At 62.7% G+C, this 15,152-nt stretch carries 16 protein-coding genes; 5 read left to right on the top strand and 11 right to left on the bottom strand.

Features of this window, described 5'->3' with window-relative positions; translation table 11 throughout:
- Positions 1-36 precede the first annotated feature (36 nt).
- Positions 37-450: a c-type cytochrome gene (locus ACK4FJ_RS03125; protein ID WP_409763880.1), complete on the bottom strand. Its 414-nt coding sequence runs from the start codon at positions 448-450 to the stop codon at positions 37-39.
- A gap of 82 nt (positions 451-532) precedes the next feature.
- On the opposite strand from ACK4FJ_RS03125, the gene ACK4FJ_RS03120 reads away from it, so the two are divergent.
- The 3 genes from ACK4FJ_RS03120 to glp are packed head-to-tail and all read left to right on the top strand — an operon-like array spanning position 533 to position 4,366.
- Positions 533-2,578 carry a 4Fe-4S dicluster domain-containing protein gene (locus ACK4FJ_RS03120; protein WP_409764866.1) on the top strand — a complete coding sequence of 682 codons (2,046 nt, stop codon included), beginning with the start codon at positions 533-535 and terminating at the stop codon, positions 2,576-2,578.
- Positions 2,575-3,105, top strand: a complete 531-nt coding sequence (mobB, locus tag ACK4FJ_RS03115) for a molybdopterin-guanine dinucleotide biosynthesis protein B (protein ID WP_409763877.1) — start codon at positions 2,575-2,577, stop codon at positions 3,103-3,105. The genes ACK4FJ_RS03120 and mobB overlap by 4 nt, the downstream gene beginning before the upstream one ends.
- The gene (gene glp / locus ACK4FJ_RS03110) at positions 3,089-4,366 is read left to right on the top strand and encodes a gephyrin-like molybdotransferase Glp (protein WP_409763875.1); all 1,278 of its coding nucleotides are present in this window, start codon (positions 3,089-3,091) and stop codon (positions 4,364-4,366) included. The genes mobB and glp overlap by 17 nt, the downstream gene beginning before the upstream one ends.
- On the opposite strand, the gene ACK4FJ_RS03105 is transcribed toward glp, so the two are convergent.
- Positions 4,363-5,784, bottom strand: a complete 1,422-nt coding sequence (locus ACK4FJ_RS03105; protein ID WP_409763872.1) for a hypothetical protein — start codon at positions 5,782-5,784, stop codon at positions 4,363-4,365. The two genes, glp and ACK4FJ_RS03105, sit on opposite strands and share 4 nt — an antisense overlap.
- 168 nt (positions 5,785-5,952) lie before the next feature.
- Positions 5,953-6,420, bottom strand: coding sequence for a phosphoribosyl-AMP cyclohydrolase (gene hisI, locus ACK4FJ_RS03100; RefSeq protein ID WP_409763869.1), 468 nt, complete (start codon positions 6,418-6,420; stop codon positions 5,953-5,955).
- A gap of 119 nt (positions 6,421-6,539) precedes the next feature.
- On the opposite strand from hisI, the gene ACK4FJ_RS03095 reads away from it, so the two are divergent.
- Positions 6,540-6,998, top strand: a complete 459-nt coding sequence (locus tag ACK4FJ_RS03095) for an iron-sulfur cluster assembly scaffold protein (RefSeq protein WP_409763866.1) — start codon at positions 6,540-6,542, stop codon at positions 6,996-6,998.
- Positions 6,999-7,001: 3 nt separating this feature from the next.
- Here the strand turns inward: ACK4FJ_RS03095 and ACK4FJ_RS03090 are convergent, their stop codons facing one another.
- The 8 genes from ACK4FJ_RS03090 to ACK4FJ_RS03055 all read right to left on the bottom strand — a co-directional run bounded on the left by ACK4FJ_RS03090 (position 7,002) and on the right by ACK4FJ_RS03055 (position 14,138).
- The gene (locus ACK4FJ_RS03090) at positions 7,002-7,427 is read right to left on the bottom strand and encodes a SufE family protein (protein ID WP_409763863.1); all 426 of its coding nucleotides are present in this window, start codon (positions 7,425-7,427) and stop codon (positions 7,002-7,004) included.
- Complete coding sequence (gene cysS / locus ACK4FJ_RS03085) at positions 7,424-8,803, bottom strand: cysteine--tRNA ligase (RefSeq protein ID WP_409763860.1); 1,380 nt, start codon at positions 8,801-8,803, stop codon at positions 7,424-7,426. Before cysS ends, ACK4FJ_RS03090 begins: the two co-directional genes overlap by 4 nt.
- Before the next feature lie 109 nt (positions 8,804-8,912).
- Complete coding sequence (locus tag ACK4FJ_RS03080; protein WP_409763857.1) at positions 8,913-9,953, bottom strand: flagellin; 1,041 nt, start codon at positions 9,951-9,953, stop codon at positions 8,913-8,915.
- Positions 9,954-9,955: 2 nt separating this feature from the next.
- Positions 9,956-11,371, bottom strand: coding sequence for a flagellar hook-associated protein FlgK (gene flgK / locus ACK4FJ_RS03075; protein ID WP_409763854.1), 1,416 nt, complete (start codon positions 11,369-11,371; stop codon positions 9,956-9,958).
- Between the two features lie 57 nt (positions 11,372-11,428).
- Positions 11,429-12,772, bottom strand: a complete 1,344-nt coding sequence (locus tag ACK4FJ_RS03070) for a flagellar hook protein FlgE (RefSeq protein WP_409763851.1) — start codon at positions 12,770-12,772, stop codon at positions 11,429-11,431.
- 200 nt (positions 12,773-12,972) lie between these two features.
- On the bottom strand, positions 12,973-13,551 hold the full coding sequence (locus tag ACK4FJ_RS03065; protein WP_409763848.1) for a cob(I)yrinic acid a,c-diamide adenosyltransferase: 579 nt from the start codon (positions 13,549-13,551) through the stop codon (positions 12,973-12,975).
- Between the two features lie 9 nt (positions 13,552-13,560).
- Positions 13,561-13,758, bottom strand: coding sequence for a twin transmembrane helix small protein (locus ACK4FJ_RS03060; RefSeq protein ID WP_374303920.1), 198 nt, complete (start codon positions 13,756-13,758; stop codon positions 13,561-13,563).
- A gap of 77 nt (positions 13,759-13,835) precedes the next feature.
- On the bottom strand, positions 13,836-14,138 hold the full coding sequence (locus ACK4FJ_RS03055) for an ArsR/SmtB family transcription factor (protein WP_409763844.1): 303 nt from the start codon (positions 14,136-14,138) through the stop codon (positions 13,836-13,838).
- A gap of 54 nt (positions 14,139-14,192) precedes the next feature.
- Between ACK4FJ_RS03055 and ACK4FJ_RS03050 the strand changes: the two genes are divergently transcribed.
- On the top strand, positions 14,193-15,146 hold the full coding sequence (locus ACK4FJ_RS03050; protein WP_409763841.1) for a threonine/serine dehydratase: 954 nt from the start codon (positions 14,193-14,195) through the stop codon (positions 15,144-15,146).
- Positions 15,147-15,152: the final 6 nt, after the last annotated feature.

Below are 15,152 nucleotides of genomic sequence, written 5' to 3'. Positions count from 1 at the left end.
AAATTATAGAGTATTTTTTCTTCTGATTTAAAGGGGTTAGCGGGCAGTCTGCTGCTGAAGCCAAGCAATCAGGTCGACGCGATCCTGAGCAATGGCCAGTCCGCCATACATCTTGTTTCCAGGAATATAATCCTGTGTTGCGGCGAGATATTTGTCCATTGTTTCCGCCGTCCAGACCACACCGGATTTTTTCATCGCCTCTGAATACCTATAATCCGACACGCTACCGGCCTTGCGCCCGAATACGCCGTGCAGGCGTGGTCCGACGATATTGCGTCCGTTGGCTTCCAGGGTGTGGCAGGCGCGGCATTTGCCCCACAGTTCGGCACCGCGTTCCAGGCTCGGCGGCTCGAGGTCTTCCGTAGTCACTGTGCCAGCAGGCGCCTGTGCCAAAGCCGCACCGCCTGCCGCCAGGCAGAAGCTGAGCAAGGTCAAAAGACGCAGCGGCAAAACCGACCTCCGGCTGGTTTTCCTGATACCTCAACACTATAGTCGATACAGTTGGTTTACCAAGCATTCGGGTGGAATCGTGATGCGTCTGGACGGCAAACGCGTCCTTGTGTGCAACTGCGAGGGTACGATGCCGCTCGATGGCGCCGCCCTGGCCCGCGCCTGCGGCGCGACGCCCGACAAGGATGGTTTGGCCACCCAGCTCTGCCGTGCCGAGCTGTGGCGTTTCCATGACGCGCTGAAATCAGGCGAACCGCTCACCGTCGCCTGTACCCAGGAACAGCCGCTGTTCGAGGAACAGCGGGAGGAGCGCGGCAGCGATACGGCCGTGTCTTACGTCAACATCCGCGAAACCGCCGGCTGGTCCAGCGAAGCCCAGGCGGCAACACCCAAGATCGCCGCATTGCTGGCCGCCGCAGCCGTGCCGGTTCCCGCCCTGCCGGCGGTGACCATGACTTCGCAGGGTATCGTGCTGGTCTATGGCCGCGACGAGCGCGTGATCGAGGCCGCGCGACAACTGGCCGAGCGGCTGGATGTCACCATCATGCTGGATAAGCCAAAGGACGTGCCGGGCCAGCCGCTGATGGACCTGCCCATCGTGCAGGGCCGTATCGTCGGGGCGCGTGGCCATCTGGGCGCCTTCGAGCTGGTGGTGGATGATTATGCTCTGCCGATGCCGTCCTCGCGCCGACAACTGGCCTTCGGTCCGGCGCGTAACGGTGCCAGCTCGCGCTGCGATATCATCCTCGACCTCACCGGCGGCACGCCGCTGTTCCCTGCGCATGAAAAGCGCGATGGCTATCTGCGGCCGGACCCGAACGACCCGGCGGCGGTGCAACGCGCACTGTTCGAGGCCAGCGATCTGAAAGGCAGTTTCGAGAAACCGCTTTATGTCGATTTCCATGCCGAACTTTGCACCCATTCGCGTTCGAAGAAAACGGGATGCACGCGTTGCCTCGATGTCTGTCCCACCGGTGCGATCACGCCGGCGGGCGATCATGTCGCCATCGATCCCTATATCTGCGGCGGCTGCGGCAATTGCGGCGCGGTCTGTCCGACCAGTGCGGCCGATTACCGGATGCCGCCGGCCGCCAGCCTGGTCGAACAGGTGCGCGCCCTGCTGCTGGCCTATCGCGAAGCCGGCGGCCGCCAGGCGGTACTGCTGCTGCATGATGCCAAACACGGCGCGCCATTGATCGATGCCCTGTCCCGGTATGGCGATGGCCTGCCAGCCCGTGTGTTGCCGCTGGCGGTGCATGCCGTCACCGAATGCGGTGCGGCGGTGTTCGCCTCGGCTTTTGCCTATGGCGCTGCCGACCTGCGTGTTCTGGCGCCCGGCAAACAGCGCGAGGATCTGGGCGGTCTGGCACAGCAACTCGCATTGACCGAAACCATCCTGGTCGGGCTGGGTTTCGAGGCCGGTCGTGTCGGTCTGATCGAGACTGACGATCCAGAGCAGCTTGGTGCAGCATTGGCCGCGCTGACGCCACGCGAGGCGCCGGCCGGCGCAAGTTATCTGCCGATGGGCCGCAGCCGGGATCTGACGCGTATGGCCTTCCGTCATCTGCACAAGGTAGCGCCGCAACCGGTGGATACCCTGGCTTTGCCACCTGGCGCATCGTTTGGAAACCTGAAGATTGACGCCGAGGGCTGCACGCTCTGCCTGTCCTGTGTCTCGGCCTGTCCGACCGGCGCGCTCAGCGATGACCCAGAACGACCGCGGCTCAGTTTCACCGAAGATGCCTGTGTGCAATGTGGCCTGTGCCGGAATACCTGCCCGGAAAAGGTGATTGCACTGGAGCCGCGGGTGAATTTCACCGAGGCCGCTGTCACCGCACGCCTGATCAAGGAAGAGGAGCCTTTCCACTGCGTCCGCTGCGGCAAGGCGTTCGGCACGAAGTCGACCATCGAACGCATCGTGGCCCAGCTTGAGGGCAAACACTGGATGTACCAGTCGGGCGCCATCGAGCGTGTGCGGATGTGCGGCGATTGCCGCATCATCGTGCAGAGCGAGAGCAGGATCGATCCCTATGCCGGCGCGCCGCGGCCCGAAATCCGCACCACTGACGATTATCTGGCTGAACGTACCGCGGCCGAGTTGAAAGCCTCCGGGAAGAAGCCGTCATGAAGGTCTTGGGTATTGCCGGCTGGAGCGGGTCGGGCAAGACCACGCTACTGTCCGACCTGATCCCGTTGCTGATCGCGCGCGGATTGCGCATCTCGACGATCAAGCATGCGCATCACGAGTTCGATGTCGACAAGCCGGGCAAGGATTCCTACCGTCATCGTGAGGCCGGCGCCACGGAGGTGCTGATCAGCTCGGCCAAGCGCTTCGCGCTCATGCACGAGCATCGCGGTGCGACCGAGCCCACGCTGGACGACCTGGTGGCTCGCCTGAGCGCCGTTGACCTTGTGCTGGTGGAAGGCTTCAAGCATGAAAGCCATGCCAAGATCGAGGTCTGGCGCAGCGAAGTGGGCAAGCCCATGCTGCAGCCCAATGATCCGAATGTGATCGCGGTGGCCAGCGACCAGCCTGTGCCCGGCCTGCCCGTGCCGATACTGGACGCCAATAACCACGCCCAGATCGCCGATTTCATCATTAGCTGGATGACGCAACCAGTTATCAGCGGAGCGCGCCGTGGCGCAGCTGAGTGACGACTGCTTTGCCCACGGCGGAGCCCTGATGCGGCTGGACGATGCGCTGGCCGAACTTGACCGGCGTCTTTCCCCGGTGACTACAATAGAAACCCTGCCGCTGCGGGATTGTCGTGGCCGGGCGCTGGCCGTGCCGCTTGAAGCCCGGGTTTCGGTACCGCCGCGCGACAATTCCGCCGTCGATGGCTATGCGGTGTATTTCGACGATCTTTCGCCCGATGCGGAAACCGTACTGCCGGTGATCGGCCGCGCCGCTGCCGGGCACCCCTTCGCAGGCCGGCAACCGCGCGGGACGGCGGTGCGTGTGCTGACCGGGGCCGTCATGCCCGATGGACAGGATGGTGCGCCGGATACGGTGATGATGCAGGAAGATTGCCGGCTGGACGGCGAGCGCGTTGTCATCAGGCCGGGCATCAAGCGTGGCGCCAACCGTCGTCTTGCCGGCGAAGATGCACAAAGCGGCGAGATGGTTTTGCCAGCCGGTCGCATTCTGGGGCCGGCCGAGCTGGCCTTGGCCGCTGCTGTCGGAGCTGCAGAGCTGAGCGTTCACAGGCCATTGCGTGTGGCACTGCTGTCCACCGGCGATGAAGTGCATCCGGCCGGAGGGCCGTTGCCGCCGGGCGGCATCTATGATGCCAACCGGCCGCTGCTGTCGGCCCTGCTGGCGTCGGCCGGCTGCGTAGTAAGCGATCTGGGCATCCAACCCGATCGCCGCGATCATCTGATCCGGATTTTCGGCGAGACTGCTGCGACCCACGACGCGGTGATCAGTTCAGGCGGCGTGTCGACTGGCGACGAGGACCATGTGAAGGCGGCCATCAAAGCCAATGGCAGCCTGCATTTCTGGCGGCTGGCGATCAAGCCGGGCCGGCCGGTGGCGCTGGGGCAGATTGGCCGCGTGCCGTTTTTCGGTCTGCCGGGCAATCCGGTGGCCGCAATGCTCACCTTCTGTTTTTTTGCCCGCCCGCTGCTGCAGCGGCTCGGCGGCGCCATGTCTGCGCCGCCGCGTGGCTATCCGGTGACGTCCGGGTTCGGCTACAAGAAGAAATCGGACCGGCGCGAGTGGGTGCGCGTCTCGCTTGAGCCTGACGGGCAGGGAGGCTGGCGCACCGTAAAATATCCGGTGGACGGCGCCGGCGTGATCACATCGCTGACACGCACCGATGGCTTGATCGAATTGGCGGAAGACCTCACCCGGCTCGAACCTGGCATGTCGGTGCCGTTTTATCCCTATGCGGAACTGGTCGGCGGCGCGATCTAGCTGAAACCGGCATGCCGCAGGATATGCGCGGCCGTCAGTCCTTCCACCACGCCGGGTGTATCGATCAGCGGCGCGCCCGCCAGGCCGGTTACATAGGTGCAGCCTACGGCAATCGCGGTCGAAACATCGTCGCTGGTCGCCAGATCGGTGATGATGCATTCCTGCCGGTGCAGGGCGGCCCGTTTGGCAAACGTCGACATTGTCTGGAAGGTTTTGCCCGCGTCCTGCTCATCGGACGGCAGCCAGGTGGCAAAGCCGTGCCCGCCGCTGCTGGCATACAGGTCGATCAGTTTGAAGTCCGGCGGAATACGCAGGATGCGTGTGCCGCAGAAAGGCTGAATATAGGCCATTACCTCGGCAATCCGGCTGGCCGGCGTGCCTGTAGGGATGTTGCGCACGATGATGCCGATGAACTTGGTGAGCCCGCCCGGCACTTCTTTCAGTCGCGCGAAATAGACGTCGCGCAGTTTTGACATCGCCAGGGTGTCGAACGATGCCGAGATCATCACCACGCCACGATGGCCACCAGTCAGCATGCGATGCAGTCCCAGCAGGCCCGTGGTGAGGATATAGCGGTCGAGGTAGAAGGGCAGTTCTTCCGGCTTGTCGAGGAAGGGATCGTTGACCATGTCGGCCGGCAGGTTGCTCGGCGTATGGATCGCCACCGCATCGAAGGCTGTGAAACCGCGCCGCCGCAGGCTGTAGGCGGGATAGAATCCGGCCCGGCATTCCTTCAGGAAGGCTGCCGTCGTTTTTTTCTGAAACAGGCCAACCAGGGACTGGTCAAGATCTGCAAGGTCTGGGCCAGCGCCCACGGCTGCATGGGGTGACTGATCATCGGCCTGGCTGGCGCCGGCCTCCTCGAAAAAAGTAATGCCGGCTTCCCTGGCGACCGGAGCGGTCTGACTGCGGACATATTCAACCAGATCCTTCAGGGAATCGACCTTCTCGATCACCAGACTGCGATCGACATCGGCGACATTCGAAGTGACGATCAAATCCTGCTGCTCGGGCATGTCGCCGGCAACAAGTTTCTGTATCTCGTCGGCGATCACCTTGGCCTTGAATGCGGCTTCCTGTCTGCCAAGACGGGTAAACAGGATCAGGTAATTCTCATCGTCCACCTTGTAGTGAACATCGGCGGGATCGAGGCGGCGACGGAAGATAGCTTCGATCAGACTATGGATATGCTCGATCCGCTGGGGCCATAGGGTACCCAGCATTTCGCGCACATTCTGCAGCCCGATCAGTTGCAGGGTGCCGGCCGGAATCTTGCCGCCGGGCAGGGCTGATTTCATATTGCCGGAGCCAGGCTTGCCGGCAGCGGCAGAAGATCCCTGCGCAGGACGTGGCGCATCGTCTTCGCCGAAGAAGAAGTTTCCCAGGGAATCGAGCAGAGACTTGTTGGACTGTGCCATCGCCACATCTGCGTTCGTGAGTCCGAATGCATGTATTCTAGCGACTTTAAGCGATTTATGTCGTTACGAGTTGATAATATGGAGAAATGGTAACCTGTTGACGTGCATCAAAAAAAATCCGGTGGCAAGGCCACCGGATTTTCGAAGCGCAAAATATATTATGAGAAATCAGAGGATGGTGGGGTTCGGGGCGTCGCCGTAAACCGCCTTGGGGTCGAAGGTCTTTTCCTTTTCCTCGTAGGTCAGTTCCACGGGTTTGCCGCTTTCCGACTGGCCGGTCGGCACCGAACGGTAGAAGCAGGAGCGATAGCCGACATGGCAGGAGGCGTCGCCCTCCACGCGCACGCGCAGCCACACGGCATCCTGGTCGTCGTCGATGCGCATCTCGACCACCTTCTGCACCAGGCCGGAAGTGGCGCCCTTGTGCCACAGCACCTTGCGGCTGCGGCTGTAGTAATGTGCCTCGCCGGTCGCGATGGTGCGTTTCAGCGCTTCGGCATTCATGTAGCCCAGCATCAGCACCTCGCCGGTATCGGCCTGGGTGGTGACACAGGGCAGCAGGCCTTCGGCGTCGAATTTCGGCGCCAGCTCATTGCCTTCCTCGACCTGTTCCACACTGATGCGATTGGCGAACACGGGCTTAACTCCTGTGACGGCCGGGGCTGGGCGCCGCGCCGGCCGGATTGCTCTTCCGAGAATGGCCGTTATATATCGTTGGGGGCGGGTTCCATCAAGCCGAGCCGCCCGGAAAGCCCATGCTGAACGCCCTGTATAACGAGAAAATCCTTAATTTTGCGGCACATATCGGCCAGACCGAACCTCTGGCCGCGCCCGATGCCACGGTCACGCATCACAGTCCGCTCTGCGGCAGCCGGATTACCGTGGAACTCGCCTTGGGGCCGGACGGCCGGGTGGCCGGCTATGGCCAGCAGCTGCGGGCCTGCGCGCTGGGGCAGGCCTCGGCCTCGATTTTCGGCCGCCATGTGGTGGGGCAGGATGCCGTCACTTTACGGCAGTTGAACGGCATTATGCGGGCCATGCTGAAGGAAAATGGTCCGCCGCCGGGGCCGGATTTCGCCGGTGGCGCGTTCCAGGATCTGGAAGTGCTGGTGCCGGTGCGAGATCACAAGGCGCGGCACAATGCCGTACTGCTGCCCTTCGAGGCGGTGGTGAAGGCGCTCGACCAGATCGAGGCCGGGCGCCAGAAAGCCTGACTCCTAGGCGGCTTTCAGTTCCGCCTCGGCCACGCCGCGGATCAGGGCGATCATGCCGTTCAGGCCGTTGATCCGGTTCGAGGTGATATTCTCCCACACGCCGATGCGCTGGAGGAAATCCGGCGGATTATCGACGATCTCGCGCGGCGTGCGGCCTGAATAGACCTTCAGCAACAGGGCGATCAGGCCGGCCACGATCTCTGACTCGCTGCTGGCCTGGTAATAGACGCGGCCATCGCGTGCCTCGCCATGCAGCCACGCGCGGTTGATACACCCCTTCACGCGCCATTCGTCGGTGCGCAGATGCTCGGGGTAGGGCGGCAGGGCGCGGCCGAGATCGATCAGGAAGCGGTAACGATCCATCCAGTCGTCGAAGACACTGAAATCCGAGACGATTTCTTCCTGGATATCCTTGATGTCTTCGCTCATGACGCCACCCGCCAACTCGTCTGGCCGGCCTTGTCTTCCAGCAGGATGCCGCGTGCGGCCAGTTCGTCGCGGATACGGTCCGATTCTGCCCAGTCCTTGCGGCCGCGTGCGGCCTTGCGCGCTTCGATCAGAGCTTCGATCTCGGCCACATCTATATCGGCTTTTACTTCGCCCTTTAGCCAGGCGGCCGGATTCTGCTGCAGCAGGCCAAGCAGCCAGCCCGCGGCCAGCAGTTCACCCTTCAGGAGGGCCTGTTCGGCCGGCTCGGTCGCCTTGTTGGCGGCATTGGCGATCTGGTGCAACTCGGCCAGCGCCTTGGGCGTGTTCAGGTCATCGGCCAGCGCGGTGATGAAGGCATCAGGCGCGCGGTTGGCGGATGCATTCACATCCTTGAGGGCATCCAACGCTCGGTACAACCGGTCAAGCTGTGCCTTGGCCTCCCGCAGCCCAGCCTCGGTCCAGTCCAGTGGCTGACGGTAATGCGCCGACAGCAAGGCCAGGCGGATCGCCTCGCCCGGCGCCTGCTTCAGCAGGTCATGCACCAGCAGCACATTGCCGAGCGACTTCGACATCTTCTCGGCCTCGATGTTCACGAAGCCGTTATGCATCCAGTAACGGCTGAACAGCTTTCCGCCATGGGCGCAGGTGCTTTGCGCGATCTCGTTCTCGTGATGCGGAAAGATCAGATCGTGGCCGCCGCCATGGATATCGATGGTGCCGGCGCCGAGGTTCTGCTCGATCATGGCCGAGCATTCGATATGCCAGCCGGGCCTGCCGCGACCCCAGGGGCTATCCCAGCCCGGCAAATCGGGCGGCGAGGGCTTCCATAACACGAAATCGGCCGGGTCACGCTTGTAGGGTGCTACATCGACGCGTGCGCCAGCGATCATGTCGTCGCGGTCGCGGCGAGACAGGCGGCCGTATTCAGCGAAGGAGGGCACGTTGAACAGCACGTGGCCCTCGGCTTCATAGGCATGGCCATTGGCGATCAGGCGCTCGACCATGCCGATGATGGCGCCGATATGCTGGGTTACCTTGGGCTCGATGCGTGGAGGCAGCGCGCCCAGGGCTGCCATGTCCTGGCTGTAGACCTGATGATAACGCTCGGTGATCGTGCCGATCGGCACATTCTCGGCCCTGGCGGCGGCATTGATCTTGTCGTCCACGTCAGTGACATTGCGGACATAGACCACATTCGGATAAGCCTGCTGCAGCAGCCGGTAAAGGGTGTCGAATACCACCACCGGGCGTGCATTGCCGATATGGGCATAATTGTAAACGGTGGGGCCGCAGACATACATCGTTACCCGCTGCGAATCCTGCGGGACGAAAAGCTCTTTCTGCCGGGCGAGGGTATTGTAAATCTGTATCTGCATGGCCGGACCTGTCCAGAGGCCGGACTATAGGCAAAGCTGCCTGAATCGCAACTGGCCGGGCGGCGTTTCTGCCTGCCAGCCGGCCGGAAATCCGGGAAATAATCCCGCGTTACCGCAGGTAGTTGACCAGGGACAGGCTCAGACTGTCGCGCGTGATCACGTAGCTGGCCTCCAGTGCGGTCTGCAGGTTCTTGATGTTGACCGAAACCTCCGCGATATCGGCATTCTCAATCCCACCGATGCGCGTACGCAGCACGTCAAGCGAACGGTTGTGGCGATCCATCACCTCGTTCAGCTGCTGCTGCTTGTAGCCATTGCGCGATGCAATGGTCTTCAGTTCGGTCAAGGCCGTATTCAGCTGCGTGCGGGCATCGTCGACGCGGGCCTGGTAATTAGCCGGCGCAGTGGTGATGTCGGCAGTTGCATCACGGAAGCGAAGCAGCGAGTCGATCAGCGTCTGGAAGCCGGTCTCCGCTGCCGATACGCCATAGGTGACCTGCTCGTTATCGTCCGTATACAGGGTCACGCCGTTGAAGTTGTAGGTGTTGGCCAGCGTGCCGGTGGTGGTGAGGTAAAAGTCAGCCGCGGTGTGCGGCGCGGGCGGATAGGCGCCGGCCGTGGCGGCCGCAACGAAAGGCACCGGATAACCGGCGCCGCCCGGCACGGCGCCAGCCGCATACGTCGTCGGCAGGGCGGAAACCTGACCATTGAGTGGATTGACTGTGTAATCGGTGCCGCCAAACAGGAAACGATCGCCATCCTTGGTTTGCAGCAGGGATCCGATGCGATCCAACAGCACGTTGGCCTGGGTGCGTGGCGATGAGGTGGAGGCGAAGAACGCATCGCGGTTCTTCAGCATCGTGTCCTGCGCCTCGGTGGCGATATCGATGATTTCCTCGATGGTAACGGCGTAGAGGTTGACGCGATTCTGCGCGGTCTGCACGCCGGACATGTAATTGCCGACGGTACCCAGCTCGGATTTGAGCTGGCCGAGTTCAAGCGCGCGTTGTGAAACGCCGATTAGGCCATCGACAATACGGCCTGAGCCCAACTGCTGGTTCTGCCTGGCAAGCTGGAGATTCAGCAGGCGGATGCTGCGGGTGACATCGAGCTGGGTAGCGAACTGGGTATTACCGGAGACGGCGACCATGATTACCTCCCGATATTCACGAGTTCATCGAACATCGCCGTGACGGTGTTCATGACATTGGCGAGAGCAGCATAGTTATTCTGCAGAACCTGCAGCTGCGCCAGCTCATCGTCGATATTCACACCGGTCAGGTTACGCAGCTTCTGGTCCAGTGTGTGTTGCTGGCGCTCAGCAGTGTCGCGATTGGCTTCGTTGTCCGATGTGGCCCGCGCATGATAGGCCAGAATACCATTGGCTAGGCCGAAGATGTTAACGCTGGTTATGGTCAAGCCGTTCGGGTCGGTCGCCGAACGGTTGATCTGTGCGGCGGTCAGCGTGGTATTGCGCATCGCCTGCTGCACGGCGCCGGCCACCGTGGGGTCGACGTTGGTGGGCGTGGCCACAAGCGCGGCGGCGACGATCAGCTTGCCGGCTTCGTCGGGCGGCGTGGCCAGGGCGGCGCTGTAGTCGAAGAAGTTGGCGCCATATGCGTTGTTGATGACATTGTGCAGGTTGGCCGCGAAGCTGTCGAGCTGGTTGAAATATTTTGCCAGCGTGCCGACATTCGGATCGGTCGATGCCAGACCGGTGGCGGTGCTGTCCAGGTAGTCCAGCGAGGCGCGGATCGATCCGCTTAGAAAGCCCAGATTCAGGTTGTCGGTGCCGCCCTGCAGGAAGATGCCCGGTGGGGTACCGGCCGCCTGATATTCGAATTGTTGCGCGACAGTGCCAACGATCTGCACGCCGCCATCGGAATACACAAACAATTCGCCGCGGTCGTTGACCACAGTGCGAATGCCGATCTTATCGGCCAGCTTGGCTACTTCCTGATCGCGCAGATCCTCCAGATCGCCGATTGGGTTGTTGCCAGCCAGCTGCGAGGTGATCTGAACATTCAGTTTGGCGATCTGCAGGGCAGCATCGTTGACGATCTGGATGTCGGTGCTGATCTGCTCCTGGGCGCGGGTCTGCAGTTCCGATTGCTGCCCATTGAGACGACGGATTTCTGCGGCCAGTTCCGTGCCACGCTGCACCACCAGGCTGCGGGTGGCGGTATCTTCCGGCGTGGCTTCCAGGGCTTTCCAGGCATCCTCGAAGCGGGTCATCATCGCCAGCAGGGTCGGCTGTTCGCCGGTCGTGTTGGTGGCATCCAGCGTTTCCGCCAGTTCCTTGGTATAGGTGAGCTGGCGGTCCAGCTGACCGTAATCGGCTGTGATCTTGTAAAGGTCCTGCTGTATCTCGCTCGATGCCACGCGGGTGATCTGCGAGATCAGCGCGGCCTGAGGCAGGCCTTCGGCCACGGGGGAGGTCAGCGAGCTGACCTTGCGGCTGTAATTCGGATTCTGGGCATTGGCGACATTGCCCGAAACGATACGGGTTTGCTGCTGCAGCGTCTGCAGGCCGATGACTGCGGTATTGAGGGCGGCGCTGAGCGACATGGCTTACATCCTTTCCGGTTGCGACCGCCGGACCAGGTGGCCCGGCGGTCAGACCGGTTAGCGGCGGATATTGATGGTTTCCTGCAGCAGTTCGTCGGCAGCGGTGATTAGCCTGGCATTGGCCGAATAGGTGCGCTGGGCGACGATCAGCTTGGAGAATTCCTCCGCGATGTCGACATTCGAACCTTCGATCGCGGCCGACACATAATCGCCTGCACCGCTGGAGCCCGATTGCGACAGCACCGCGGAGCCGGAATTCGGCGTCTCCACGAAGGCATTGCCGGCCACGCGGTCAAGCTCGGTTGGATCGCGGAAGCGTGCCACCGGGATCTGGTAGAACTGCTTCACGTTGCCGTTGTCGAAGGTGACCGAGACGAAGCCGTCCTGGTCGATGCTCAGGTTCTTGAAATTGCCCTGCGGCACGCCGTTCTGGCTGAAATTGTTCAGTGTCAGGGTGTCGCCGGCATACTGCGTCGTGCCGATCGAGTTGCCGAACGAACCCAGGTCGAGCCGCAGATTCTGGGCGCCGGAGCCGAAGTTGACGCTGAAGGAGAAAGAGGCGTCATCGTTAACCGCGTTACCGACCGTGCCGGTGAGGCCACCGGCACCGACCAACGCGGAAATCGTGCCAGGATCGGCGAGGGGGCCGGTGCCGATCGAGGTGCCGAAAGTCACGCTGGCGGGGCCGAACACCGAGGTGCCGACAGCGCCGGGCGCGGTCAGTTCCAGAGACCAAGTATTGGCACCCGTGCGGGTCCATTCCAGGTTCAGGGTGCGGGCATTGCCCAAGGCGTCGAAGATCTGGATCGACGACAGCGGCAGGGTGGCTGGCGTATTGCCGTTGGCATCGACCGCGTTCGAGGGCAGGTTGGCGGCATAGTCCACCGTGCTGGTCGCCACCGGGGCATCCAGCAGATTGGACACGCGCACTTCCTCGGTCGCCGAACTGTCGACCACGCCGGTGACCGGATCGATCGGCCAGCCGCGCAGGAAGTAGCCCGACGAGTTCACCAGGTAACCGTCATTGTTCTGGTTGAAGTCGCCGACGCGGGTGTAATACGAGGTCGTCTCAAACGTCGGCAGGCCGGTGGCCTGGTCGTTGCCGTTCTTCTTCGAGACCGGGATGAAGCCGCCGCCGACCAGGGCGACCGAGGTGGTCGAATTCACCTGCTGGATTGCGCCCTGAGCATTGTTGGCGAAGAAGGGCTGGTTCAGTGCGCCGCCGGGCGAGTGGGTGTTGGCCTGGGCGCTGGACTGGGTGACCAGCGTCTGGAACCGCGATTCCACCTTCTTGTAGCCGATGGTGCCCGCATTCGCGACGTTGTCGGAGATGAAGCTGATCGCCGTCGACTGGCCGTTCAGGCCGGTAATCGAGGTCTGCAAAGAGCCACTGATCGACATAATACTGCCTCCTGGTTCGAAACCGATTTGCCAGGATAGGAGCAAGCAGCGTGCCAGTTCGAAATATTGTAGCTAATGTATTATTATTTCAGGGTTTTTCATAATATTTCGAGAAACGGTAAATGCGGCAGCTTCTGCCGGGCCGATGGTGGCAGCGGGATGTCCCGGCAGAAATTGCCGGGCAAGGAGTGGCGTGGAGATCAGCCCCGGTTCAGGCCGGGAACCCACAGCACATCGGTCTCGCCATCGTTGTTGGCGTGACGGCTGGCGACGAACAGGTGGTCGGACAGGCGGTTTATATAACTGAGTGCGGCCGGATTGAGCCGTTCGGCATCCTGCAGGGCGGTGATCAGTCGTTCGGCACGGCGCACGATGGTGCGGGCCAGATGCAGATGGGCGGCCGCGGGCCTGCCGCCGGGCAATACAAAAGAGGTGAGCGGGCCGAGCCGGGCATTCATGGCGTCGATTTCAGCCTCCAGCCGGTCAACCTGCACCTGGGCGACCCGTAGGGGCGGACGGCGGCGCGGGTCCTCCTCGTCCTCTTCCGGGGTGCAGAGATCGGCGCCCAGATCGAACAGATCGTTCTGGATGCGCGACAACATGGCATCCAGGTCGGTGCCGGCGGTGTGCAGCCGGGCCAGGCCGATGGCGGCATTGGCCTCGTCGACCGCGCCATAGGCCTCAACCCGCAGGTCGTGCTTAGGCACCCGCTCGCCGTTGCCCAGCGAGGTCATGCCCTTGTCGCCGCCCCGGGTATAAATCTTGTCCAGCTTGACCATGGCCGGGGCTCAGTTCCGGAAAGCGAAGCTCGCCACCGCGATCAGGATGATGGCGATGAACTGCAGCAGGATGCGCCAGCGCATCAGCAGGTTGGAATACGACCGGTTGAACTGCCCGCCACGGAACAGGGCATAGATGCCCACGCACAGCACCAGGAAGGTGGCGACGGCAAAAACCGGGATCAGGGCGTTGATGAAACCTTGCATGGGCAGAGGATATAGCGCCCGGCAGGGCAGGTCCAACCGTCAGGCCACTGCCCGGCGCGGCAATGCGTCGCGGCGGATCAAAGCTCCCGCTGAAACGCCTGCTTGAAAGCGGCGATGGCCGCCTCGTCGCGTTTATATAAGGTCCATTGTTTGATCCGCCGGGTGCGCAGCAGGCCGGCCTGGGTCAGGATTTTCAGGTGCTCGCTGGCGGTCGGCTGGCTCACCCCCAGCTTTTCGGCGATCAGCAGGCCGCAGACGCCGTCCTTCACCAGATCGCCATCGACCTGCGGCGGGAAATTGGCCACGGGATCGCGTAGCCAGGCGAGGATGGTTAGCCGGCGGTCGTTGGCCAATGCGCGGATCGCTTTCAGATCAGGCATATTGCTAATTAGCCATATTTCTAATTATAGTCAAGGAAACAGCAGGATTGCCTCATGTCTGTCAGCCAAACCCCGATCATCGACCGTGCCGGCATTGCCCGCACATATACAGCCATCGTGCCGCATATACGCCGCACACCAACAATAGAGGTGCGGCCGGCGGATTTTGGTCTGGCTGGCCTGCCGCTGACCCTGAAGCTGGAGCTCCTGCAGCATTCCGGCTCGTTCAAGGTGCGCGGCGCCTTTGCCAACCTGCTGGGTCGCGCCGTGCCGCCGGCCGGTGTGGTGGCGGCCTCGGGCGGCAACCATGGCGCAGCGGTGGCCTATGCGGCCCAGACGCTCGGCCTGCCGGCCCGTATCTATGTGCCGAGCATAGCCGCACCGATGAAGATCGCCCGCATCCGCGACTATGGTGCCGACCTGGTGGTGGGCGGCGACCGCTATGCCGATGCCCTGGCGGCGTCCGAGGCCTGGCAGGCACAAAGCGGCGCCCTGCCGGTGCATGCCTATGACCAGGCCGAGACCCTGTTGGGCCAGGGCAGCGTGGGGCTGGAACTGGAGGAACAGGCGCCGCAGCTCGACACCCTGCTGGTAGCGGTGGGCGGCGGCGGCCTGATCGGAGGGATTGCCGCCTGGTATGCTGGGAAGGTGAAGGTGGTGGCGGTCGAGCCCGAAACCGCGCCGACGTTATATATGGCGCTGCAGGCCGGCCGGCCGGTGGACGCGCCGGCCGGCGGCATTGCGGCCGACTCGCTCGCACCGCGCCAGGTCGGCAATATGATGTTTCCCATCGCGCAGAAGCATGTGGCGGCCTCGGTGCTGGTGCGCGACGAGACGATCCGCGCGGCGCAGATTGCCCTGTGGGACAAGCTGCGCGTGGTGGCAGAACCCGGTGGTGCTGCGGCCTTCGCCGCCTTGCTCAGCGGCGCTTACAGGCCGGCGGCCGATGAACGCGTCGGCGTGCTGGTTTGCGGCAGTAATCCCACCGATACGGAGTTCGTGCGCTAGGCGCGA

Origin of the sequence: Ferrovibrio sp. (assembly GCF_046297595.1) — a bacterium.
GTDB lineage: Bacteria > Pseudomonadota > Alphaproteobacteria > Ferrovibrionales > Ferrovibrionaceae > Ferrovibrio.
Note: the sequence above shows the minus strand (reverse complement) of the source record. Positions and strands in the feature narration are given on the sequence as shown.